Consider the following 20812-nt stretch of genomic DNA (forward strand, 5'->3'; position numbering starts at 1 on the left):
TTTGTCATCCACGTGTCACACTTTTGGGCATGCCCTGCTCATCGAACTGAAAGTTAATGCGATCCTCCAGGTACTCCATGGTGACCATGGTCCCCGGCATCAAGATCCGGATCGTTTTAAATTCGACATACTTCTTCGCCAGCTCGGTAAGCTTCATGCGAGCCCCCTCGGGATCGACCAGTTCGATTTTCTTGATTTGATGCACCTCACCGAGAATCTTGAACTCCTTGATCTCGGTTTTCACTTCAAACACCATCGTCTTGAATTCACATTCCAGCTGGCCCATTGCACCGGCCTCCGTGCTTGCGCAGATTTGCTCCGCTGTGCGTGGCGTACTCGCAGCACAGGCAGAAATGCAGACTAGCAATAGCATCAGTCCAAAAGATTGCACAGTTGTACCACCCAAAAATAGTTGCATTGCCCAAGGCTCGCACCGGTCACCGACGCCATTCCAATGTGCTTTAAAGTTTCTGTCAGGTCAAGCCAGCTGTTCGTGAACTTTCCGGGCGATTAGCACTCTGTAGCAAGGAGTGCTAAAATTAACTGGAAATTGGTTCATTAATTCGGAGAAAACCGCAATCATGACCACTGCGTTAACTCTTGCTAACACCCGTGCCATGGGCAACAGCCTTGCTGTGCGCGACCCATGGGCGTTGGTCGCCCGTGGCCCGCTTGGCAACCTGGATGCTTACATTTCCGCCACCCACCAAATTCCCATGCTGACGCAAGAGGAAGAAGTGGAGTTGGGCGAACGCCTGCAGCGCGACAACGACCTGGAAGCTGCCCGCCGCCTGGTGCTTAGCCACCTGCGCCTGGTGGTTGCCGTAGCACGCCAGTACCTGGGCTATGGTTTGCCCCATGCTGACCTGATTCAGGAAGGCAATATCGGTTTGATGAAGGCTGTAAAGCGATTCGACTCGTCGCGTGGTGTGCGCCTGGTCAGCTTTGCCCTGCATTGGATCAAGGCCGAAATTCACGAATACATTATCCGCAACTGGCGCATGGTGAAAATGATCACCACCAAAGCGCACCGCAAGCTGTTTTTCAACCTGAATAGCTTCAAGAAGTACGGCCAAACCCTGTCACCCGACCAAATCAACGAGGTGGCCAGTGAGCTGAATGTACGCCCTGAAGACGTGTACGACATGGAACGCCGCATGGCGGGCCATGAATTCAGCCTGGACCCTGTTGTAGACGCAGACAGCGAGGAAAACAGCTACAACCCTGTGCGTTATTTGGCCGCCGAGGGTGCCGAACCCACCGAAGTGCTGGAAGGCGCCAACATGGAACGCCTGCACAGTGAAGGGTTGGACCTGGCACTGGCCAGCCTGGACGAACGCAGCCAACGCATTATTTCCAGCCGCTGGTTGGCTGGCAACAACGCCAAAACCCTGCATGACCTGGCCGCCGAGCTGGGCGTATCGGCTGAACGGGTGCGCCAAATTGAAACCCAGGCCATGAAAAAAATGAAAACTGCCTTGTTGAAGTACGAACACGGTGAGGTTTAAAACAAAGCGGTAATCATTTCGGGTGAAAACTAACCTACACTAAGGGCTTGGCAACAAGCCCTTTTTTATGACCATGATCGAAGTACACCACCTGGAACACTCACGCTCGCAACGAATTATCTGGTTGCTTGAAGAACTTGGCCTGCCTTACAAGGTAACGCGCTATGCGCGTGATGCAAAAACCTACCTGGCCCCGCCTGAACTGCTGAAGATTCACCCCTTGGGGAAATCGCCCGTGATTACCGATGGCGACATTACCGTGGCAGAAAGCGGTGCCATTGTGGAATACCTGATCGACAAGGCAGGCGGCAAATTGCGCCCCGCAGCTGGCACACAGGCGCACCGCGATTACACCTACTGGATGCACTTTGCAGAGGGCACAGCCATGCCACCGCTGGTCATGACGCTGGTGTTCAACAAAATTGAAAACGCGCCGGTACCCGCATTGCTCAAGCCGATCGTGCTGCCAATTGCGCGCGGCATTTCCAAGCAGGTTAAAAGCAATTTCATCAACCCCAATCTTGAAAAGCAGTTCGCCTACATTGAAAGCGTGTTGACCAAGAATGAGTGGTTTTGCGGCAGCGAGATGACGGGTGCTGACTTCATGATGAGTTTTCCGCTTGAAGCTGCAATGAGCCGGGCGGACAGCATTAAAAGCATGCCCAAAATTGCGGCCTACGTGAAACGCATACATGCCATGCCCAGTTTTGGAAAAGCCCTTGAAGTGGGTGGCCCCTACAATTACGCTTAGTGCTCATGAACGCAGCAACCACGTCCATTGAACAACAGGCAAAAATTACCGAGGTCAACGGCAATGTGCAGTTGGTTCGGGATGGTTTTTTCCTGCCCGCGCAACCCGGCATGATGTTATTGCCGGGCGACCGCGTGGTCAGCGACCCTGCCAGCAAAGCAATTATTCAATTCACTGGTGTAAAAGACGCATTGGTGATTGAAAATGGTGCGGCCGCAACATTCAATCTTGAAGTGGTTGCACTGGACCAGGTACCGCAGTGGATTGCCACCGACCTGTACGGCCAAGGCGTGTATTTTGAAAGCCAACCGCCCGAGAATGCTGCAAGCACCACGGACACGCCTGACCTGTTCGGCCTGTTTGACACAAGTGCCGAAGGCGGTGACTCCACTGGCTACCCCGTGCTGGAAAGCCTTGTATTTTTGGGTGCCACTGCCGCCATATACAGCGACAACGAAGACAACAACACGAGTACCACTGACACCACCAGCAGCGCCGAATCGGGCAACAACAACGACCCAGGCAATAGTGCCAGCAACCCACCGCCCAACACAAACCCGGAGCCTGAACCCGAGCCTGAGCCCGAGCCAGAAGCCGGCCCACTCGACGCAGTATTGAGCCCCGTGACTGACGCCTTGGATGGCCTGCTTTCCACCTTGGGCGCCCCTTCCCCTTTGGGCAGCCTGCCTGCACCTTTGCAAACCAGCAACACCCCCAACCTGCCCACCGAGTAAGTTCGAGCCTCTGTTCTGCACAACGGAATAAGCTTTGTGCATAGAACTATGCACGGCATGAATCCGTACATTCCCTGAATAAGATGTGGGTTGAGTCAAGCAGCAAAGGACATGTGTTTTTATGAACGGCAACACGCGCTTCGAGATTGATTTTTCTGAAGCCAAACCCATTGTCGGTACAAAGGCCCCACGCGAACTCCAGGCACAAGCCAAGTTTGACCTAAGCCCGTTTTATGAATTTTCGGCACCGGAAGGCATTGAGCGCGCAAGCGGACCTTGTGCGATAGGCATGGTACTTCACCACCATCAAATTGGCTGGAATCACATACCCAAAGACCGGCACGGCCATCCCCAAAACGACCTATATATTCTCGAAATAATGCGGTGGGCAGCATGCCCCGACCTACTCAGCGGCACCATGGGCACTTCACCGGCCCAACTGCTTAAAGCACTGCGCAAGGCAGAGTTGAATGCCAACTGGTATGCGGGCAACACCGTGCAAACCACACTTGAATTGATTCAGAACGAGTTATTCGAAGGCAGACCCGTCATTGCCTTGCTCAACAACGCGACAGAAGATGAACCACTTTTGCTGGAATGGGAAGTGATCTTCAGTGTTGATGAAGACACCGTGATGTCGAAACAGGCTGGCGCGCAGCCACAAAACAAGCGGCGCACAATTGCCCAATTTGAGAAAGAACTCACACTGAAGCTGACGCAACTAAGCTGCAGTGTAATTACCGCACGAAAGGATTAGTTACTTGCCGTCGAGAATTTGCTCAACGTCGCTGACCACAGGCGCGGAGTCGGCATTGTGACGAACCAGCAAACGGGCACGACCTTGCTGGTCAAACACATAACTGGCCGAGGTGTGGTCCATCAGGTAATTGTCTGGCGTACTGCCTTCCACTTTTCCAGCGAACACACGCAGGCCAGCCAGCAAAGGCTTTAATTCTTCAGATGACTCGGCGGTCAGCGCATCGAACGAAGGATCAAACTGGGGCACATATTTTTTCAACAGTTCGGGTGTATCGCGCTCGGGATCAACAGACACAAACAACACCTGCAAGTTGTCTCCCTTTTCGCCCAGTTTGGCCTTCACCTCGCTCCATTGCTGCATGGTAATGGGGCACACATCGGGACAATGGGTGTAGCCGAAAAACATGGCCACCACCTTGCCCTTGTAACTTTCCATGGTGCGTTCAGTGCCCGATAGGTCTTTCAGCTTGAAGTTGGCCACCAGGGATGAACCCGTAATGTCGGTATTCGTGAAAGTGGCGGGGCCCGTATTGCAGGCGGCCAGTAGCGCCACTGCGCCAAAAACCAACACCTTGCTTACCTGCTGAAACTGCTTGAATACACTGCGCATACTGCTTACACCGTTACATAGTGATCGACCAACAAGGCCGCGAACAAAAACGCCAGATAGGCGATGGAATACGTAAATGCCTTTTTGGCCAAGGCATCGCTGTAGTTTTTCCAGATCTTGTAGCCATACCCAATGAAAATTGCATTCAGCACGACCGCGCTGATCAGGTATATCAGGCCGCTCATTTTCATGGCAAAGGGAATCAACGTGGTGGCTGCCAGCATGATGGTGTACAAAAACACATGGAACTGTGTGAATGCAGCGCCATGGGTTACCGGCAACATGGGCAGGCCCGCGCGCGCGTATTCTTGCGTGCGGTACAGGGCGAGCGCCCAGAAGTGTGGCGGGGTCCACACAAAAATAATCAGGAATAAAACCAGTGCCTCGGCAGACACACTGTTGGTAACCGCAGCCCAACCCAACACCGGCGGCATGGCACCCGATGCGCCACCGATCACGATATTTTGAGGGGTATTGGGTTTCAGCAACAGGGTATAAATGATTGCGTAACCCACGAAGGTGGCCAAGGTAAGCCACATGGTGAGCGGGTTCACGAACACATACAAAATCCACACACCCACGCCGCCAACCATGCTGGAGAAGACCAGCGTTTGGACAGAATTCAGTTCACCCCGTGGCAAAGGGCGGGCACGCGTGCGCGCCATTTTGGCATCAATTTGCTGCTCGACCAGGCAATTGAACGCAGCCGCAGCACCAGCCACCAGCCAAATACCCAAGGTGCCAGCAATAAGAACCTGGACATTGGGCAAACTGGGGGTTGCCAAAAACATGCCAATTACCGCACAGAATACGATCAAGGCCACCACACGTGGCTTGGTCAATGTCCAGTACTGTTTGGCCACGTGAGCAAAACTGCTCACGGTTTTGGCTTTGTCTGCTTTGGGTGGAGCTGATGGCATGTTGGGCCTTATGAAATTCGATGGCGATTGCCCGCAACCCGATAGTTTACCAAGATCAGGGTGACCAGCAACAGCGCGGCGCCCCCATTGTGCGCCACGGCCAACCACAAAGGCAATTGAAACACCACGTTACCAATACCCATGGCAATTTGCAAAGTCAGCACCGCCGCCACTTTAATGGCCAAAGGCTTGGTGCCCGGGTTGCGCCACAGGGCAAACGCGAGAACACCCAAAATACCGGTAACCACCACGGCGCCAATGCGGTGAATGAAGTGAATCGCAGTGAGCGAGGCCACATTCAGAATTTCACCGTTGGGCGTTTCACCCAAGTGCCGAATAATGTGAAATGCGTCTTTGAATTCCATGTGCGGCCACATGCTGCCCTGGCAGGTTGGGAAATCAGTGCACACCACCGCAGCATAGTTGGTGCTAACCCAGCCACCGAGAATAATTTGAGAAATCACTGCCACCAAACCCACTCGCGCCAGAATTCGCAAACCGCCCCCATCACGGGGGGGTGCAAGGCTGCGTGCAGGGCTGGTTTGACGCAACCACAACCAGGTCAGCATGCCAAGAATGGTCATGCCGCCAATAAGGTGCCCGGTCACAATGGCGGGCTTGAGCAACATGGTGACTGTCCAGGCGCCAAAAGCACCTTGCAGACACACTGCAAAAAACAGCCATGTGGCGAGGGCCGGCGACTGCCTGAGCTCCGCCTTTTTTTTCCAGGCCATGGCCATAATGCCGATAATCAGAAAGCCGAGAAAGGTGGCCACATACCGGTGCGCCATTTCTTTCCAGGCCTTGGGCATGGAAACCGGCCCATGCGTTCCACCCTGAACTTCAACAGCCTGCGCAATTTCCTCGGCGGCATGTGTCGGCGTGAGCTTGCCGTAGCAGCCCGGCCAGTCTGGGCAACCCAAACCCGCATCCGTTAAGCGCACAAACGCGCCCAACATGATCAAAAGGAATGTAAGTACTGTGGTGAATGCGACCAAACGCTTGTAACTGCTCATGCTGCTCTCGTTTTATCCGATGTTTGAAGCCCACAACAGGCGGCTGATGTCTTTGCGAAACTTGTCGAATTGCAGGGTGTTGTTGGGTGGGAAACGCATCATTACATGGCCCAATGGATCGGCCACAAACACGTGATCGCGCACGGTACCAATGTCAGCGCTGCCTTTGTTGCCCACAATGCCCTGCTCCAGTGGCAACCAGCTTTTAAGTTGATCTTCGCTGGCGCGTACAAAATGCACATCCGGGAATTGGCGCAACAGCAGGGTTTCAAGCGGGCCATTGTCGGTTACAAAAACAACTCGTTCAATCCGACCTTGCTCCTTGCCTTTGGACGCACGGGCCTGGCGCTGGAAGTACATGGTGTTCTGACACACTTCATCGCAATCGCTGTTGATGACCTGAATCAGCACCCATTTGTCGGCCACCTGCTTCATGCTGAAATCATCGCCATTGATGTTTTTGAAGACATCAGTGGACACGTTCACCTGCGGATCAAGAATGGTGCCGTAATTGTTGGTGCCATCTGGCTTGTTGAAAAAGTACAAATAGAAAGCCGCCACAATGGGCAAGGCGCATGTCAGGAATACCAACAAAATGGTGATCCGGCTTTTGTTCAGCTTCGCGGGTGCGCTGGCTGCGTTCATTTTTTATTTTCCTTGTAAAACTCGCTTCGAAAAAACTCTCGGTAGACAAAAAACAGAGTCAGCAACACCAACACCGCCGACATGGTAAACCATTGAAATGCGTAACCCTTGTGCTTGGCCACCTGTTCTTGCAGCGGTACTGCCAGGTGATAAAAGCCCCCCACCATGCTGGCTTGCTGTTGCTGGCCTGCTGTTTGCGCGACCGGCTGCTGGGTTACCACAAAGTTGCTCACCGGCTCGCCGCTCAGCTTTTCAAATTCGCTCACACTAAAATTCGACCACACATCAAAACCATTGCTTTGAGCCATGACGATGCTTTCAGCTTCGCCCAAAGCCATGCCACGCAATTCAGCAGACTGGGCAAAGCGCGGCAAAATGGTGCCTTGCAAATCAAACAGTTCACCGGCCATTGGGGCATTGGCGGGCATATCGGGTGCCAACCGGGGCTCTGCGGGGTTGCGCAACAACAAACCACGATCCACCGGTATTAGAAAACTGGCACCCTCTGGCCTGAAACCTTGCACTACCTGCACAGCTGGTCGACCATTTACCTGACGATTGTCTATGTATATCAGGGCTTTGGCCTCGAACCTACCCTTCAAATCGATTTTTCGGTAGGACAAATTGTCCAAGTCCAACTGGCCACTGGCCGGAGACACAGGCTCGGCGGCCAGCGCACGGGCCTGCGCATCAAACAGGGTTTGTTTTTCCTGGGCGCGCCCGGTTTGCCACTGCCCCAAACTGAAGGTCAGCCACACCAAGCCAAACCCGATCAACAGGGTGAAGATCAGCTTGACTTTGCCGGGTGTTTTCACTGCATTAACCATGACATACTTCCACTTGTGTGCTGTACACGGTTAGTTTTAAAAAGGTGTTCACCATGAAGTTGATCATTGGCCTGGCATTTCTGGGCATTCTGGCAAGCTTGGGTTCAGCTTTCTTCTTTCTCATGAAAGACAAAAGCAAATCCAGCCGTACTGTAAACGCGTTAACCATGCGCATCGGCTTGTCCATTGCGCTATTTCTTCTGATTCTGCTTGCCTGGTACATGGGCTGGATAGAGTCAACAGGCATTCGATAAGTTCAAAATCCAAAAAAAAGCCACCGGAGTTTTCCAGTGGCTTTTCTATTTGTAGTTTTTACAGCCTGGTGGGAATAAACCCTGCTTACAGCCAGTAAACCACCACGTACAAGCCCAACCACACCACGTCCACGAAGTGCCAGTACCAGGCAGCCGCTTCGAATGCGAAGTGACTGTCGGGGGTAAAGTGGCCCTTGATGCAACGAATCATGATGAAGAACAACATGATTGCGCCGATGGTGACGTGGAAACCGTGGAAGCCGGTCAGCAAAAAGAACGTTGAACCAAAAATACCAGAGGTCAGTTTGAGGTTCAGGTCGCGGTACGCGTGAATGTATTCATAGGCCTGAAAGCCCATGAAGATTGCGCCCAACAATACGGTCAGCGCCAAGCCCCAAATCAACTGAGAACGCTTGTTGGCGATCAAGGCATGGTGAGCCCAAGTCAGGGTCAAGCCTGAGGTCAGCAGCAATGCGGTGTTGATGGTTGGAATTGGCCAAGGGCCCATGGTTTGGAATGCATCCACAGTACCAGCGGGGCCTGTATTGGGCCAGTTGGCAGTGAAGTCAGGCCACAAGAACGCCTTGTTGTCGATGTCGCCAAGCCAGGGCAATGCAATTTGACGGGCATAAAACAATGCGCCGAAAAACGCTGCGAAGAACATGACTTCAGAGAAAATGAACCAGCCCATGGACCAGCGAAAGGATACATCGACCCGATCGCTGTACTGGCCGCTTTGAGATTCACCCACCACGTGCTTGAACCAGCCGGTCAACACATAAATCAGGATACCCATGCTGAGTGCAAACAGGTAAGGGCCTGCTTCAGCGCCATTTACCCACTGGGACATGCCCAGTACAAAAAAGAACATGGCCACTGCGCCAAGCACAGGCCAATGGGACAAGCCGGGCACAAAGTAATATGGTGCATTCGCACGCATGGTGGTTTCTCCTATTTCTTTAATTTAGATGCTTCAATACTGCAACAGCGGGTTCCGTACGGCTCAAGCGGAACTCACCACAAAATTCACCAACACCAGCAACCCGATCACAAACCCTGCGGCTGCCAGCAGGCCCACGATGATCACATGGACCGGATTTAACTTTTGCATGTCCTCAGAGTGACTTTTACCCTTGCGAACACCAAAAAACGACCACAGCACAGCCGACAAGGTTTGCAGAAAAGTGGCTTTGCTCGCTTTACGCGATGCGGCCTCTTTGATGTCTTCCGACATTATTCTGCAGCCATGGCTGTCGCGCCGGCCACTTCAAAAAATGTATAACTCAGCGTGATGGTGTGCACATCTTGTGGCAACTCGGGGTTGATCACAAACACCACCGGAAATTCCTTGGTTTCACCCGACTTGAACGGCTGCTGCTTGAAGCAGAAACATTCCAGTTTGGTGAAATGCGCAGCTGCCTTGCTGGGCAAATAACTGGGTATCGCTTGACCCGCCGTATCGTTGGGCAGGTTGTTGTGAACCACGTAATTCATCGTCACCAACTCGCCGGGGTGGACCATCATTCGATTGGTCTCGGGTTTGAACTGAAACTTGCCCCGCTCATTGGCATCAAAAATCACTTCGATGCTTCGGCTTGTGTCCACCTGGGTGTTCTTGGCGATCTCGGCTGCATTTTTAGTTTGCGGCGTGAGCACGTTGATCCCGGTGATCTCGCATATGGCCTTGTAAATTGGCACCAGTGCGTAACCGAAGGCAAACATGGCCACCACAATCACCAGCAGACGCATCAGCATTTGCTTGTGCAAACCACCTGTTCTCTGGTTATTTCCTTGTGCCATGCTGCTTCACCTCTACTGCTAATCAAACAATCAATTCATCAGATTCAGAATGCTCGGCTCCATCACTTTGCGGATCAGGATACCGATAAAAAAAACAGCCGCCACCGAGAGCAAAATTAAACCGGTACGCCTGTTTTGCCTGGATTTCTTTTTCTCTTCAGGTGTCACGCTTACTTCCTTACTGAACCAATTCGTTGTGTGAAAAAGCCTCTGCATGGAAGCCTTTTTACACAACGGAGGGTTGGACTGAGCCAAACCCCCATTGTGAACCCCGCGGTGAATTACTTCACTGTGGGTGGAACTTCAAAAGTGTGGAACGGTGCTGGTGATGGAACTGTCCACTCCAGACCTTCTGCACCTTCCCATGGGCTTGCAGGAGCCTGTTCACCCTGCTGGAACAACCATGCCCGCAGCACACACCACAGGAAGATCAACTGTGACAAACCGAACCAGAACGCACCAATGGTGGCAAGGGCATGGAAGTCAGTGAACTGTGTGGCGTAGTCGGCGTAGCGACGTGGCATACCGGCCAATCCCAAGAAGTGCATGGGGAAGAAGGTCACGTTGAAACTGATCAGCGATGACCAGAAATGCAACTTGCCCAGCTTCTCGCTGTACATGCGGCCAGACCACTTGGGCAGCCAGTAGTACGTACCTGCAAACAAGGCAAACAGTGAACCCGCTACCAACACATAGTGGAAGTGAGCCACCACGTAGTAGGTGTCTTGCAGCTGAATATCAACCGGTGCAATGGCAAGAATAAGACCCGTAAAGCCACCCATGGTGAACACGAAAATAAAACCGACGGCAAACAGCATGGGGGTTTCGAATGTCATCGAACCTTTCCACATGGTGGCCAGCCAGTTAAATACTTTCACGCCGGTGGGCACCGCGATCAGCATGGTGGCATACATGAAGAACAACTGGCCGGTTACAGGCATGCCGGTTGTGAACATGTGGTGAGCCCACACGATGAACGACAAAATCGCGATCGACGATGTGGCGTAAACCATGGAGCTGTAACCAAACAGCGTTTTGCGGGCGAAGGTGGGCACGATGTGACTGATGATGCCGAACGCGGGCAAGATCATGATGTACACCTCGGGGTGACCGAAGAACCAGAAAATGTGCTGGTACATGACGGGGTCGCCACCGCCGGCTGCGTTGAAGAATGACGTGCCGAAATGGCGGTCAGTCAACACCATGGTGATGGCACCGGCCAACACGGGCATTACAGCAATCAGCAGGTAAGCAGTGATCAGCCAGGTCCAGGCAAACATCGGCATCTTCATCAGGGTCATGCCAGGAGCGCGCATGTTCAGGATGGTGGTGATGATGTTGATTGAGCCCATGATCGACGAGGCACCCAGAATGTGCATCGCGAAAATGGCGGCGTCCATGCCGGGGCCCATTTGCACGGACAAAGGTGCATACAGGGTCCAACCAGCAGCGGTTGCGCCACCCGGCATAAAGAATGAAGCGGTCAAAATGATCGCAGCAGGCACCATCAGCCAGAAGCTGAAGTTGTTCATTCGGGCAAACGCCATGTCTGAACAGCCGATTTGCAATGGGATCATCCAGTTGGCAAAACCTACAAACGCAGGCATTACCGCACCAAACACCATGATCAAACCGTGCATGGTTGTGAGCTGGTTAAAGAACTCGGGTTGAACCAGTTGCAGGCCGGGTGCAAACAATTCAGCACGCAACATCAGGGCCAACACGCCGCCTTCCAGCAACATGATGAATGAGAAAATCAGGTACATGGTACCGATGTCTTTGTGGTTGGTTGCGTACAACCAACGGCGCCAACCATGCGGGTGGTCGTGCGCGTGGTCATGGTCGTGACCATGTCCGTGGGTTAAATCTGCCGCGGTAGTGCTCATGTAATAAATCTCCTAAGCAATATTAACGTGCAGCCGTAACAGCACTTGGCTGAACAACCGGGTCGGTACCTGTGCCTGCATTGGCCCAAGCGTTTCGTGTGTAAGTAATCACGGAGGCAATTTCAACATCGCTCAACTGCTTCCATGCAGGCATGCCTGCACCCTTGCCGTTCAGCAAAATCGCAATTTGATCCGCCTGCGGGCCTTTCACTGAAGGCGCACCGACTAGCGCAGGGAATGCACCGGGGATGCCTTCACCGGAAGCCTGGTGACAGGCAGCACAGTTGGCGTTGTATACCTGTTCGCCACGGGCAACCATGTCTTCCTTGGTCCATTCCTTGGTTGGATCGTCCTGCTTGGCTTTCATTTCTTCCAGCTTGGCTTGAACCCACTTGGAGTAGTTTTCTTCGGACACGACTTCAACCACGATGGGCATGTAAGCGTGGTCTTTGCCACACAACTCAGCACACTGACCGCGGTAAATGCCTTCTTTCTCGGCCTTGAACCAGGTGTCGCGCACGAAACCGGGAATCGCGTCTTGCTTCACGCCAAAAGCGGGAATCATCCAGGCGTGAATCACGTCGTTTGCAGTCGTAACCACGCGAACTTTCTTGTTCACGGGCACTACAACATGGTTGTCTACTTCCATCAGGTAGTTTTCACCGCGGGCCACAGCCTGGCCTTGATGGTCTTCAATTTGATCGCGCGGAGTCGACAGGGTGGCCAGGAAAGAAATGCCTTCGCCTTCACCGGCCAGGTATTCGTAGCCCCACTTCCACTGGTAACCAGTGGCCTTGATGGTGAGATCGGCATTCGATGTGTCTTTCATGGCAACCACGGTTTTGGTTGCGGGCAATGCCATACCGATCACGATCAGGAACGGCACAATGGTCCACGCAATTTCAACTTTTACACTTTCGTGGAAAGAAGCTGACTTTGCGCCTTTTGATTTGCGGTGCGCATAGATTGAGTAAAACATCACGCCGAACACGGCAACGAAAATAACCAGACAGATCACCAACATCAACGTGTGCAAATCATAGATTTGACGCGCGATTTCGGTAACCGGTTCAACGAGGTTGTATTGCAGGGGTTGCCCAGAAACATTCTCGGCAAACGCAGCACCTCCGAAGGATGTCATCGCAATTGCGGCAGCGGTTGCCACTGCTTTGCGAATACCCAAGGACGACTTCAACATGGCGATCCTCAATCTCAAAAAAAATATCAAACTGGTGGAAGCCGCATGCCTATATTGCACATGCTGCCCTGGCCAACGCTGCCTTTAATTCACGGTGCAGCGCTGACTTGTCTTTCTCGGCAATAAATTTGCCTATTTTTACTTGTTGGCCCCTGTGACTAAATAACAGCGGCGCTTTGTATTTTCCGTTGTAGCTTAATTTGGCCCATTGGGGTGACCATTCAAGCTGGGTCAGCTTGGTGCCATCGACCATCACCAGCTTTAGCTGATTAGGCTGAAGTTCGATCATTTCGTAATCGGCAGCATGCCTCGCGTAGATTACAAATGCCGTTCCCACCAACAACAACTCAAGCCCGGCAAACGGCAACACTATCCAGAAACCTGCCAGCAAAAAACCCGTGGCAATCACCAAGGTGATTACACACAAACTTAAATACCACTGCAAAAGCTGTTTGGGACTGAGCGAACAATTGCGCCTGAATATCCACTTACTACTTTGCGACGCTACCTGTGGCGCGCCGTGTGGTGCATTAGCTGAGCTTGAAATTTCTGGAATCATGCCCATTTACCTCTTAGAGAGCAGTCATTCAGACCCGACGCACCCCCAAAAGAGTGCATTAAAACCTTCGAATTATAGGCCCAAGGCTCCAAAGCAAGCAATAAGACAGGTGCAATCCACGCCTGATTTCCCAGAAATAAGTTGAAAACAATGCGCTACATTTGAAAATGTTGCGCAGCAGCACGTTAATTCGATCCTTTGCGCCCTTTAATGTCCGATATTTTCACGGTTGCAACATCGGTTTTGGGTTTTCTTTTAACCTTCCAGGCGTGCCCATAAATCAATTCGAGGGTAAGCGGAATACGCCCGGTTTCGGGGTTTCGCAGTTGCTCCAACCCCTGCAGGGCTTTTTCCAGCTGGCGCGGAGTTCGCAAACCTTTTTGACGCGGCTCCAGGTGATTGCCTGAAAGTGCGCGCCAATCATCGAGTAGTTTTGCGGGCGAGCTGTAAGTCAGCGTCAATTTTTCCATTTCCATCACCGGGTCGGAAAAGCCTTGCTTGCTCATCAGGTCGCCAAGGTCGTGCATGTCGGCAAAATCAGGCAGAGATTCGCCCAACACTTGCGCAACTGCCTGCAATTCACGCCCTGTATCCGGTCCAAAACAGCTGAAAAACACGCCACCCTCTGGTTTCAATACCCGCAACCACTCGGACAGACATTGCCCGGGATCGCCTGCGGCATGCAACCACAAGGGCGACCAAACCATGGCCTGGCTTTCGTTTGGCAAGGGCAACGGGCTGTTAATGGGCAACGGTATTGCCGCAGACGGCTTGGGCGCAGCCCTGCCAGGCCACAACTTGGCCAGAAAAGATGCTGCGGCCTGTTCAACTTGCGCCACAGGCAAATCAATGGCTTTCGGCGCAAATACCGAGAATGCACGCCCTACAAACAAGGTTTTGACCGGCAGCAGTGCCGATGGGTGTAACCAGCCCTGATGCACTACCCCTCCCTCGACCGGGCGCATGATTTGCGCTCGGTTCACCATGCGCTGGTTGACCTCTTCGAGGATAAACGGCAAGGGTTGGTGAACACGCCGTGACCATTGGTGGGCCAATGCGGCGTTTGATCGGGGAATTTTCCAGAACTGCGAGGACATTGTGCGGCTAGCCATTTCAGCAAAAAGTTGGTGCTTTCTATTCTATAGAAGTTGCTTGAGTATGGGCGGCGCGATGGTGCCCGGGCGCTGCGTGGCCTGCCAAAGCCCATTGCAAGATCAAACCCATGCACTGGGTCGCTTTGTGTGTGGTGGCTGCCAACCCATGATTGACCACCAGGAACCGCTTCGATGCAAACGCTGTGCGCTGGCGCTTGGCCCCCGGCCGCAAGCATTTGGCTGGACACATTGCAGACATTGCAAGCCGCTGATTGAATGCAAGGCCGAGGCACCCCTGGAATGCGTGGTGTGCAGCGATTACCTGGCGCCATTTGATCAATGGATTGCACGCCTGAAGTACGGTAACAACCATGGCATGGCGCGATTTCTGGGGCATTGGCTGGGAACCAGGGTGATGGAATTGGGCATGGAGTTGCCTGACGTACTGATTCCGGTGCCGGTGAGCCCGGACAAATTAAAGCAGCGCGGCTATAATCAAGCCGCTTTGATCGCTCGGCATTTGGGCAGGCATATTCATCGACCTGTCCACAACGGTTGGCTGATCAAAACCAAGGAACTTGGCGCACAAGCGGCCTTGAGCCGGGAAGACCGGCTTCAAAACCTGGAGGGCGCATTCAGGGCAACGTGCTTGATTCCCAAAGGGATCCGGATTGGCTTGATCGATGATGTAATCACCACCGGCGCCACCCTTCAAAGCTGCGCGGCCGCCCTTCGCAAGGCTGGCGCTGAGTCAATTGTAACCATGGCAGTGTGCAGGACCCCAGAATGATTAATGTGGTATTGGTTGAACCTGAAATTCCGCCCAACACGGGCAATGTTATCCGCTTGTGTGCCAACACGGGCGTGCAACTGCATTTGGTTGAACCCTTGGGCTTTCCGCTTGAAGATGCGCGCATGCGCCGCGCCGGGCTGGATTACCATGAGTATGCAAACATGTTGGTGCACCCAAGCTGGCAGGCCTTTTTAGACCGCTGCCAACCCGACCCGCAACGCAGCTTTGCGATGACCACCAAAGGAAAGAATTCGCCGTTTGATGTGCAATTTCAAGCTGGCGATTACCTGATGTTTGGCAGCGAGACCCGGGGGCTTTCAGAAGACGTGCGAAACTGGTTTGCCCGGGAAAACTGGCTTCGATTGCCAATGCGCCCGGAGAGCCGCTCGCTGAACCTGTCCAATTCGGTGGCGGTGATGGTGTATGAGGCTTGGCGACAGTTGGGGCTTGAAGGCGGAAGCTGAGCGTTTTGCTCACCGCTGGTTAACGGCCCGATCGGCTTGGGTTGTTGCTCACTCAACTGCTGGTTAGCTGCCCCAATCGGCTTGGGTTTCAATCTCTCGCCTGAAAACCTGTATTTCCCTTTTTGAGATTCACCCTGACTCACCTCGCTCGGCAAAAAGGCGGGCCGAGTCTCGGTGCCGGCCGATGGCCGACCGTGGCGGGTGAATTCAAACGGGCAGGTTTTCTTGAAGGCGAGGCGATCGAAACACCGCCGCCGATTGGGCGTTGAACTTGCAAGTGGTCGCGCACGGGAGGTTTAAGCCAACTCGGCAGTGGGATTGCTTGGGACGCACTTCAAGGAAACCGCCCCGTTTGAGTTTATTCGCAGCGGTCGGCTTCAAGCCGACACCGAGACTCGGCCCGCCCTTTTGCCGAGCTCGGTGAGCAAGAATGAATTCAAAAAGGGATTCAGCGGTTTTCAGTGCGGCACGAGTAACCCACGCTGAGTTGGCAAGGAAACACCGCGGTGACCCTTCAAGTTCAGCGCCCAATTACACTGAATCTTCAGACCTCGCCTCGCGCGAGAGCAATCGCATCACGCCCTCCACTGGACTCAACCCGTCGAACAACACGGAATTCACCGCCGCAGTAATTGGCATGTCGACACCCAACTGCGCAGCAAGCTGCTTGACCACCGGCGCACATTTAACGCCCTCGGCAACCTGACCGAGTTCTTTGAGAATGGTGTCCAAGGACTTGCCTTGAGCCAATAGAAGACCAACCCGCCGATTGCGCGACAGATCGCCAGTGCAGGTCAAAATCAAGTCACCAAAACCCGACAAACCGTTCAAGGTTTCAGCTTGTGCGCCCAAGGCCACAGCCAAGCGCTTAATTTCAGCCATGCCCCTGGTAATCAAGGCTGCGCGGGCGTTCAACCCCAGTTGCATGCCATCGCAAATACCAGTGGCAACGGCCATGATGTTTTTGACCGCGCCGCCCACTTCAGCACCCACAAGATCGTCGAGCTCGTAGACCCGCAAGGCCGCATGGTGTGCGGCACGAACCATCGCTTGCCGCGTGGCCTCGTCGGCGCTGGCCGCAGTCAGTGCACACGGCAAGCCGCGCGCCACTTCGGCTGCAAAAGACGGACCAGTAAGCGCGCCGCCATAGGGTTTGCCCAACACTTCTTCGACCACTTGGTGTGGCATTAAACCGCTGCCCACTTCAAAGCCTTTGCACAACCACACCAGCGGGGGCCACTGTTCAATGGGGGCAATTTCCAACAACTGCATCAGAGTTTCACGCAACGCGCCCATGGGCGTACCCAGCACCCAAAGTGCATCGGTTTGCCCAAGCACATGCCGGGCGGCGGCCGAAAAATCAGCCTGAACCTTGAGGGTTGGAGAAAGTTTGATGCCCGCAAGATAACGCGGGTTTTCTCGCTGGGTGGCGATGGATTGCAACACATCGGTATCGCGCCCCCACAACACCACATTGTGCGCAAACGACATGTGGGCAGCCACTGCGGTGCCCCATGCCCCCGCACCGAACACGGTGATGTTCATGCGCGCCACCGATCAGGCTGTGGTAATAATGCCGGAACCGTTTTGCTTGGCAGCCTGCTCTTGAGCTGCGGCCAGGCGTTGCTGGTAAAACTGTTCGAAGTTGATGTCTGACAAATGCACGGGCGGGAAACCTGTGCGGGTAATCAAATCGGCCACGTTGGCACGCAAATAGGGATAGATCATGTTGGGGCACAGAATGCCCAACAGGGGGTCAAACTGATCTTCGGGTACATTTGAAATTTCAAAGATGCCCGCCTGTTTGCATTCAACCAAAAACGCCACTTTCTCGTCGATTTTGGCAGTCACTGTGACTGTTACTTCGGACTCAAAAATGTTTTCGGCCAGGCGCTGTGCGCCCACATCCACAGCCACTTCAATTTTGGGTGGATTCTTTTCCAGGAAAATTTGGGGGGCATTGGGCAATTCCAAAGAAGCGTCTTTGATGTACACGCGTTGCATTTGAAATACTGCTTCTGAATTCTGTTCGGCCATTTGCTGGCTCCTATGGATTGAATGAGTAAAGTAACGAGGCAAGTGCAGGCCGGTTAAACCGCCTGCCCCAACAAAGGCAACAGCTTGCCGACACGGTCAAGGTCGAACAGGTCGTCGCAGCCACCCACATGTGTGCTGCCAATGTAAATTTGCGGCACAGTTCGGCGGCCTGTTTCAGCCATCATTTTTTCTTTTTGCGACGGATCCAGATCAACCCGGATTTTTTCAATATTCTGCACACCACGCTCATTTAACAAACGCTCGGCACGCACGCAAAACGGACACACCGCGCTGGTGTACATACGGACTGGGGCTTGAATATTGCTCATGATTTGCTGACCTGCTTGGTTGCCTTGGGTGTTTTGGTTTTAGGCGCTGCCTCAGCAACGTCTTGCACCTTTTTAACCGGCAAGCCTGCTTCTTTCCAGGCGTTCAGGCCACCATCGAGCACAAATACGTCGGTGTAACCGGCGGCCTTCAGTACTGTGGCGGCTGCACCAGAACGCGCACCGGTTTGGCACAACACGATCAACGGTGTTTCCTTGGTTTTGGCCAAAGTGCCCGCTTTTTCTTTCAGGTCTTTGATGGCGATTCGTTTTGAGTTGGGCACAACACCCGAATTTTTAACGAAATCGTCGTCTCGAATGTCAACCAATACTGCTTTCTTTTGGTTGATCAACAGTGTGGCTTGGGGCACGGTAAGGCGAGTGCCGCCACCTTTGGTTAACAAAGGCCAAATCAACATGAGGCCAGAACCAAAGGCCAAGGCGATGAGCCAACTGTTTTGAATCAGAAATTCCTGCGACATAAATCCTGCAATGAGTGGGTCTTGATGAATTGGTCATTATATCCCCTTGAATCGAGGCTAAAATGGAGGTTTGCCTAATTAGACAGCAAACTTAAAGGCCACAAACATGTACAAACTCGTATTGATGCGCCATGGCGAAAGCCAATGGAACCTGGAAAACCGTTTTACTGGCTGGGCCGATGTGGACCTGACCGAGAAAGGTCGCGAAGAAGCACGCAAGGCAGGCGACCTGCTGAAAGCCGAAGGCTACAGCTTTGACGTGGCCTATACCTCTGTGCTGAAACGCGCTATTCGCACCTTGTGGATTGCCCTGGATCAAATGGACCAAATGTGGTTGCCGGTGGTGCACGCATGGCGCCTGAACGAGCGCCATTATGGCGATTTGCAAGGCCTGAATAAATCAGAGACCGCTGCCAAGTTTGGCGAAGAACAGGTGTTGATTTGGCGTCGTGCTTATGCAATTGCACCCAACCCACTGAAAGTGGACGATCCCCGTTTTGCTGGTAAAGACCCACGTTACGCCAAGCTAAAGCCTGAGGAAATTCCATTGACCGAGTGCCTGAAAGACACGGTTGACCGCGTAATTCCCCTGTGGAAAGACGGCATTGCACCTGCCATCAAGGCTGGCCGGAAGGTATTGATTGCAGCCCACGGCAATTCATTGCGCGCGCTGATCAAATACCTGGACAACCTGAGCGAAGAAGACATTTTGAAGGTAAATATTCCGACCGCTCGCCCCTTGGTGTATGAGCTGGATGAAAACCTGAAGCCGATTCGCAATTATTACTTGGGCGACCAAGCCGAAATTGAAGCAGCCATGGCTGCCGTAAAAAATCAGGGAAAGGCCAAGTAAGCACAGGTGCGAAACTATTTCAGGTTAATTTTTTGTACAGGCGGGGGAATTGGCGCTTTGGTGCTCATTCTCTCCCTGACGTCCGCCCAGCCCGCCTGGGCACAGAGCGGCCTTCGCGACCCGGCGGGCGCAAAGCAGGAACGCGACGAGGTACGACGCAAACTGGATGCATTGAAAAAAGAGATCAATGAAACCAGCGGCGAAAAAAAGCAGGCTGCGAAGGCACTTGACCTGCTTGAACAGCGACTTGAAAAAACTCAAACCCGTTTAAAAGCCCTGGACGAAGACCGGGATGCGCTGGAAACAGACATCAAGAAGCTTGGCCAGGAGGAAGCGCAGCTTCAGAAAGACCTGGAAAGTACGCAAGCGCGCTTGGCCGAGGTGATGCGCAACCAGTACCGCAGGGTGGAAATCAACCCGACGCAAGCCTGGTTGGCTGGAAAGTCGGCCAGCGAGGCTGCACGGGAAAGTTATTGGTACGAACGTATTTCAGCCGCAGAGCGTGATTTGGCGACCCAACAGGCCGCCCAAGCCCGTGAACTGCAGGCGATTCGACAGGGTCTTGAGAAAAAACAGGACCGGCTTGAAAACACGATTGCCGACCAAAACAAAAGCCAGCGGGAGCTGGTTGCACAGCGCGAGGAACGCAATCAGTTGATCGCGGACCTGAGCTCGAAGCTGAAAAACCAGGAGCTTGAACGCAAGCGCCTGCAACGGGACGAGGCTCGATTAAGCAACGTGATTACCGAGCTGGCCCGCGCCATTGAAGAGGCAAAACGCAAGCAAGCCTTGGCTGCGCAACAGCAAAAACAACAGGGGCAGTCAGGAAATACAGCCAAAACACCGAGTAAACCGGATTATTCTTCCCCGCCCCCCATGCCCAGTACGGGTGAGTTTGCAAAACTGAAAGGGCGACTGGTGTTACCTGTGCAAGGCACTGTGGCGGGGCAATTCGGCCAGACAAGGTCGAAAGACGGGCAAGGTCCGTCCTGGAAAGGAATATTCATTGCCACCGAGGCCGGGCAAGCAGTTCGGGCGGTTTCGGCAGGCCGGGTCGTGTTCTCGGAATGGCTGCGCGGTTTTGGTGAAATTGTGATCATTGACCATGGCGACCAGTTTTTGAGCGTTTATGGCAACAATGGTAAATTAATGAAAAGATCAGGGGATTCCGTTAAAGCGGGTGACACCATTGCTGAAACTGGCAACAGCAGTGGTAATCTTGATACAGGTTTATATTTTGAACTAAGGCATCAGGGACAACCCTTCGATCCTGTTTCGTGGACCAAAGGTCGGTAG

At 53.3% G+C, this 20812-nt stretch carries 27 protein-coding genes; 9 read left to right on the forward strand and 18 right to left on the reverse strand.

Annotation, left to right across the window (positions count from 1 at the left end; genetic code table 11):
• Nucleotides 1-4 precede the first annotated feature (4 nt).
• Nucleotides 5-373: an I78 family peptidase inhibitor gene (locus ACVL1J_RS01190; protein ID WP_491665069.1), complete on the reverse strand. Its 369-nt coding sequence runs from the start codon at nt 371-373 to the stop codon at nt 5-7.
• Between the two features lie 208 nt (nt 374-581).
• Between ACVL1J_RS01190 and rpoH the strand changes: the two genes are divergently transcribed.
• From rpoH to ACVL1J_RS01210, 4 genes are all read left to right on the forward strand, one after another.
• Nucleotides 582-1508, forward strand: coding sequence for an RNA polymerase sigma factor RpoH (gene rpoH / locus ACVL1J_RS01195; RefSeq protein ID WP_201301382.1), 927 nt, complete (start codon nt 582-584; stop codon nt 1506-1508).
• A 73-nt stretch (nt 1509-1581) separates the two neighbouring features.
• Nucleotides 1582-2259, forward strand: a complete 678-nt coding sequence (locus ACVL1J_RS01200; protein ID WP_159569527.1) for a glutathione S-transferase — start codon at nt 1582-1584, stop codon at nt 2257-2259.
• Between the two features lie 5 nt (nt 2260-2264).
• Nucleotides 2265-2993 (forward strand): FecR family protein, encoded by a 729-nt coding sequence (locus ACVL1J_RS01205; protein ID WP_341237767.1) that lies wholly within the window; start codon nt 2265-2267, stop codon nt 2991-2993.
• A gap of 121 nt (nt 2994-3114) precedes the next feature.
• Nucleotides 3115-3750: a hypothetical protein gene (locus tag ACVL1J_RS01210; RefSeq protein ID WP_341237768.1), complete on the forward strand. Its 636-nt coding sequence runs from the start codon at nt 3115-3117 to the stop codon at nt 3748-3750.
• On the opposite strand, the gene ACVL1J_RS01215 is transcribed toward ACVL1J_RS01210, so the two are convergent.
• The 5 genes from ACVL1J_RS01215 to ACVL1J_RS01235 are packed head-to-tail and all read right to left on the reverse strand — an operon-like array spanning nt 3751 to nt 7770.
• Nucleotides 3751-4362 carry an SCO family protein gene (locus ACVL1J_RS01215; RefSeq protein ID WP_341237769.1) on the reverse strand — a complete coding sequence of 204 codons (612 nt, stop codon included), beginning with the start codon at nt 4360-4362 and terminating at the stop codon, nt 3751-3753.
• A gap of 5 nt (nt 4363-4367) precedes the next feature.
• Complete coding sequence (gene cyoE, locus ACVL1J_RS01220) at nt 4368-5282, reverse strand: heme o synthase (RefSeq protein WP_159568029.1); 915 nt, start codon at nt 5280-5282, stop codon at nt 4368-4370.
• 8 nt (nt 5283-5290) lie between these two features.
• A complete protein-coding gene (locus ACVL1J_RS01225) occupies nt 5291-6298 on the reverse strand; it encodes a COX15/CtaA family protein (RefSeq protein WP_341237770.1) in 1008 nt (335 codons plus the stop codon).
• 12 nt (nt 6299-6310) lie between these two features.
• On the reverse strand, nt 6311-6943 hold the full coding sequence (locus tag ACVL1J_RS01230; RefSeq protein WP_159568027.1) for an SCO family protein: 633 nt from the start codon (nt 6941-6943) through the stop codon (nt 6311-6313).
• A complete protein-coding gene (locus ACVL1J_RS01235) occupies nt 6940-7770 on the reverse strand; it encodes an SURF1 family protein (RefSeq protein ID WP_341237771.1) in 831 nt (276 codons plus the stop codon). The genes ACVL1J_RS01230 and ACVL1J_RS01235 overlap by 4 nt, the downstream gene beginning before the upstream one ends.
• A 53-nt stretch (nt 7771-7823) precedes the next feature.
• Between ACVL1J_RS01235 and ACVL1J_RS01240 the strand changes: the two genes are divergently transcribed.
• Nucleotides 7824-8024, forward strand: coding sequence for a twin transmembrane helix small protein (locus ACVL1J_RS01240; protein ID WP_159568025.1), 201 nt, complete (start codon nt 7824-7826; stop codon nt 8022-8024).
• An 85-nt stretch (nt 8025-8109) separates the two neighbouring features.
• Here ACVL1J_RS01240 and ACVL1J_RS01245 read toward each other — a convergent pair whose 3' ends face one another.
• The 8 genes from ACVL1J_RS01245 to ACVL1J_RS01280 form a co-directional block, all read right to left on the reverse strand.
• Nucleotides 8110-8964 (reverse strand): cytochrome c oxidase subunit 3, encoded by an 855-nt coding sequence (locus ACVL1J_RS01245; RefSeq protein WP_341237772.1) that lies wholly within the window; start codon nt 8962-8964, stop codon nt 8110-8112.
• A gap of 63 nt (nt 8965-9027) precedes the next feature.
• Nucleotides 9028-9258 (reverse strand): DUF2970 domain-containing protein, encoded by a 231-nt coding sequence (locus tag ACVL1J_RS01250; RefSeq protein WP_159568023.1) that lies wholly within the window; start codon nt 9256-9258, stop codon nt 9028-9030.
• Complete coding sequence (locus ACVL1J_RS01255) at nt 9258-9824, reverse strand: cytochrome c oxidase assembly protein (RefSeq protein WP_159568022.1); 567 nt, start codon at nt 9822-9824, stop codon at nt 9258-9260. Before ACVL1J_RS01255 ends, ACVL1J_RS01250 begins: the two co-directional genes overlap by 1 nt.
• 30 nt (nt 9825-9854) lie before the next feature.
• Entirely contained in the window at nt 9855-10079 is a 225-nt protein-coding gene (locus ACVL1J_RS01260) for a cytochrome oxidase small assembly protein (protein WP_491665070.1), read from the reverse strand.
• Between the two features lie 26 nt (nt 10080-10105).
• Nucleotides 10106-11710, reverse strand: a complete 1605-nt coding sequence (ctaD, locus tag ACVL1J_RS01265; protein ID WP_159568021.1) for a cytochrome c oxidase subunit I — start codon at nt 11708-11710, stop codon at nt 10106-10108.
• 22 nt (nt 11711-11732) lie between these two features.
• Nucleotides 11733-12851: a cytochrome c oxidase subunit II gene (coxB, locus tag ACVL1J_RS01270; RefSeq protein WP_236550832.1), complete on the reverse strand. Its 1119-nt coding sequence runs from the start codon at nt 12849-12851 to the stop codon at nt 11733-11735.
• 106 nt (nt 12852-12957) lie between these two features.
• Nucleotides 12958-13467, reverse strand: coding sequence for a DUF2244 domain-containing protein (locus ACVL1J_RS01275; RefSeq protein WP_341237773.1), 510 nt, complete (start codon nt 13465-13467; stop codon nt 12958-12960).
• Between the two features lie 185 nt (nt 13468-13652).
• Nucleotides 13653-14579: a methyltransferase domain-containing protein gene (locus ACVL1J_RS01280; RefSeq protein WP_341237774.1), complete on the reverse strand. Its 927-nt coding sequence runs from the start codon at nt 14577-14579 to the stop codon at nt 13653-13655.
• 46 nt (nt 14580-14625) lie between these two features.
• On the opposite strand from ACVL1J_RS01280, the gene ACVL1J_RS01285 reads away from it, so the two are divergent.
• Both ACVL1J_RS01285 and trmL read left to right on the forward strand, forming a co-directional pair.
• Complete coding sequence (locus ACVL1J_RS01285) at nt 14626-15351, forward strand: ComF family protein (protein WP_491665071.1); 726 nt, start codon at nt 14626-14628, stop codon at nt 15349-15351.
• The gene (trmL, locus tag ACVL1J_RS01290) at nt 15348-15818 is read left to right on the forward strand and encodes a tRNA (uridine(34)/cytosine(34)/5-carboxymethylaminomethyluridine(34)-2'-O)-methyltransferase TrmL (RefSeq protein ID WP_341237776.1); all 471 of its coding nucleotides are present in this window, start codon (nt 15348-15350) and stop codon (nt 15816-15818) included. The genes ACVL1J_RS01285 and trmL overlap by 4 nt, the downstream gene beginning before the upstream one ends.
• Nucleotides 15819-16349: 531 nt before the next feature.
• Here the strand turns inward: trmL and ACVL1J_RS01295 are convergent.
• The 4 genes from ACVL1J_RS01295 to ACVL1J_RS01310 are packed head-to-tail and all read right to left on the reverse strand — an operon-like array spanning nt 16350 to nt 18663.
• Complete coding sequence (locus tag ACVL1J_RS01295) at nt 16350-17363, reverse strand: NAD(P)H-dependent glycerol-3-phosphate dehydrogenase (RefSeq protein WP_341237107.1); 1014 nt, start codon at nt 17361-17363, stop codon at nt 16350-16352.
• Nucleotides 17364-17375: 12 nt separating this feature from the next.
• Entirely contained in the window at nt 17376-17855 is a 480-nt protein-coding gene (gene secB, locus ACVL1J_RS01300) for a protein-export chaperone SecB (protein WP_159568014.1), read from the reverse strand.
• Between the two features lie 53 nt (nt 17856-17908).
• Nucleotides 17909-18184, reverse strand: coding sequence for a glutaredoxin 3 (gene grxC / locus ACVL1J_RS01305; RefSeq protein WP_341237108.1), 276 nt, complete (start codon nt 18182-18184; stop codon nt 17909-17911).
• Complete coding sequence (locus ACVL1J_RS01310; RefSeq protein WP_159568012.1) at nt 18181-18663, reverse strand: rhodanese-like domain-containing protein; 483 nt, start codon at nt 18661-18663, stop codon at nt 18181-18183. Before ACVL1J_RS01310 ends, grxC begins: the two co-directional genes overlap by 4 nt.
• A gap of 106 nt (nt 18664-18769) precedes the next feature.
• Here ACVL1J_RS01310 and gpmA point away from each other — a divergent pair, with 106 nt between their 5' ends.
• Together gpmA and ACVL1J_RS01320 are read left to right on the forward strand one after the other, a co-directional pair.
• Nucleotides 18770-19516: a 2,3-diphosphoglycerate-dependent phosphoglycerate mutase gene (gpmA, locus tag ACVL1J_RS01315; protein ID WP_341237109.1), complete on the forward strand. Its 747-nt coding sequence runs from the start codon at nt 18770-18772 to the stop codon at nt 19514-19516.
• Between the two features lie 60 nt (nt 19517-19576).
• Nucleotides 19577-20812 (forward strand): murein hydrolase activator EnvC family protein, encoded by a 1236-nt coding sequence (locus ACVL1J_RS01320; RefSeq protein ID WP_341237110.1) that lies wholly within the window; start codon nt 19577-19579, stop codon nt 20810-20812.

This window comes from Limnobacter sp. G6BE5S (assembly GCF_058448965.1).

Coding starts and splice junctions, on each gene's coding strand:
- ACVL1J_RS01190 (WP_491665069.1), bottom strand. CDS start 373: ATGCTATTGCTAGTCTGCATTTCTGCCTGTGCTGCGAGTACGCCACGC.
- rpoH (WP_201301382.1), top strand. CDS start 582: ATGACCACTGCGTTAACTCTTGCTAACACCCGTGCCATGGGCAACAGC.
- ACVL1J_RS01200 (WP_159569527.1), top strand. CDS start 1,582: ATGATCGAAGTACACCACCTGGAACACTCACGCTCGCAACGAATTATC.
- ACVL1J_RS01205 (WP_341237767.1), top strand. CDS start 2,265: ATGAACGCAGCAACCACGTCCATTGAACAACAGGCAAAAATTACCGAG.
- ACVL1J_RS01210 (WP_341237768.1), top strand. CDS start 3,115: ATGAACGGCAACACGCGCTTCGAGATTGATTTTTCTGAAGCCAAACCC.
- ACVL1J_RS01215 (WP_341237769.1), bottom strand. CDS start 4,362: ATGCGCAGTGTATTCAAGCAGTTTCAGCAGGTAAGCAAGGTGTTGGTT.
- cyoE (WP_159568029.1), bottom strand. CDS start 5,282: ATGCCATCAGCTCCACCCAAAGCAGACAAAGCCAAAACCGTGAGCAGT.
- ACVL1J_RS01225 (WP_341237770.1), bottom strand. CDS start 6,298: ATGAGCAGTTACAAGCGTTTGGTCGCATTCACCACAGTACTTACATTC.
- ACVL1J_RS01230 (WP_159568027.1), bottom strand. CDS start 6,943: ATGAACGCAGCCAGCGCACCCGCGAAGCTGAACAAAAGCCGGATCACC.
- ACVL1J_RS01235 (WP_341237771.1), bottom strand. CDS start 7,770: ATGGTTAATGCAGTGAAAACACCCGGCAAAGTCAAGCTGATCTTCACC.
- ACVL1J_RS01240 (WP_159568025.1), top strand. CDS start 7,824: ATGAAGTTGATCATTGGCCTGGCATTTCTGGGCATTCTGGCAAGCTTG.
- ACVL1J_RS01245 (WP_341237772.1), bottom strand. CDS start 8,964: ATGCGTGCGAATGCACCATATTACTTTGTGCCCGGCTTGTCCCATTGG.
- ACVL1J_RS01250 (WP_159568023.1), bottom strand. CDS start 9,258: ATGTCGGAAGACATCAAAGAGGCCGCATCGCGTAAAGCGAGCAAAGCC.
- ACVL1J_RS01255 (WP_159568022.1), bottom strand. CDS start 9,824: ATGGCACAAGGAAATAACCAGAGAACAGGTGGTTTGCACAAGCAAATG.
- ctaD (WP_159568021.1), bottom strand. CDS start 11,710: ATGAGCACTACCGCGGCAGATTTAACCCACGGACATGGTCACGACCAT.
- coxB (WP_236550832.1), bottom strand. CDS start 12,851: ATGACATCCTTCGGAGGTGCTGCGTTTGCCGAGAATGTTTCTGGGCAA.
- ACVL1J_RS01275 (WP_341237773.1), bottom strand. CDS start 13,467: ATGATTCCAGAAATTTCAAGCTCAGCTAATGCACCACACGGCGCGCCA.
- ACVL1J_RS01280 (WP_341237774.1), bottom strand. CDS start 14,579: ATGGCTAGCCGCACAATGTCCTCGCAGTTCTGGAAAATTCCCCGATCA.
- ACVL1J_RS01285 (WP_491665071.1), top strand. CDS start 14,626: ATGGGCGGCGCGATGGTGCCCGGGCGCTGCGTGGCCTGCCAAAGCCCA.
- trmL (WP_341237776.1), top strand. CDS start 15,348: ATGATTAATGTGGTATTGGTTGAACCTGAAATTCCGCCCAACACGGGC.
- ACVL1J_RS01295 (WP_341237107.1), bottom strand. CDS start 17,363: ATGAACATCACCGTGTTCGGTGCGGGGGCATGGGGCACCGCAGTGGCT.
- secB (WP_159568014.1), bottom strand. CDS start 17,855: ATGGCCGAACAGAATTCAGAAGCAGTATTTCAAATGCAACGCGTGTAC.
- grxC (WP_341237108.1), bottom strand. CDS start 18,184: ATGAGCAATATTCAAGCCCCAGTCCGTATGTACACCAGCGCGGTGTGT.
- ACVL1J_RS01310 (WP_159568012.1), bottom strand. CDS start 18,663: ATGTCGCAGGAATTTCTGATTCAAAACAGTTGGCTCATCGCCTTGGCC.
- gpmA (WP_341237109.1), top strand. CDS start 18,770: ATGTACAAACTCGTATTGATGCGCCATGGCGAAAGCCAATGGAACCTG.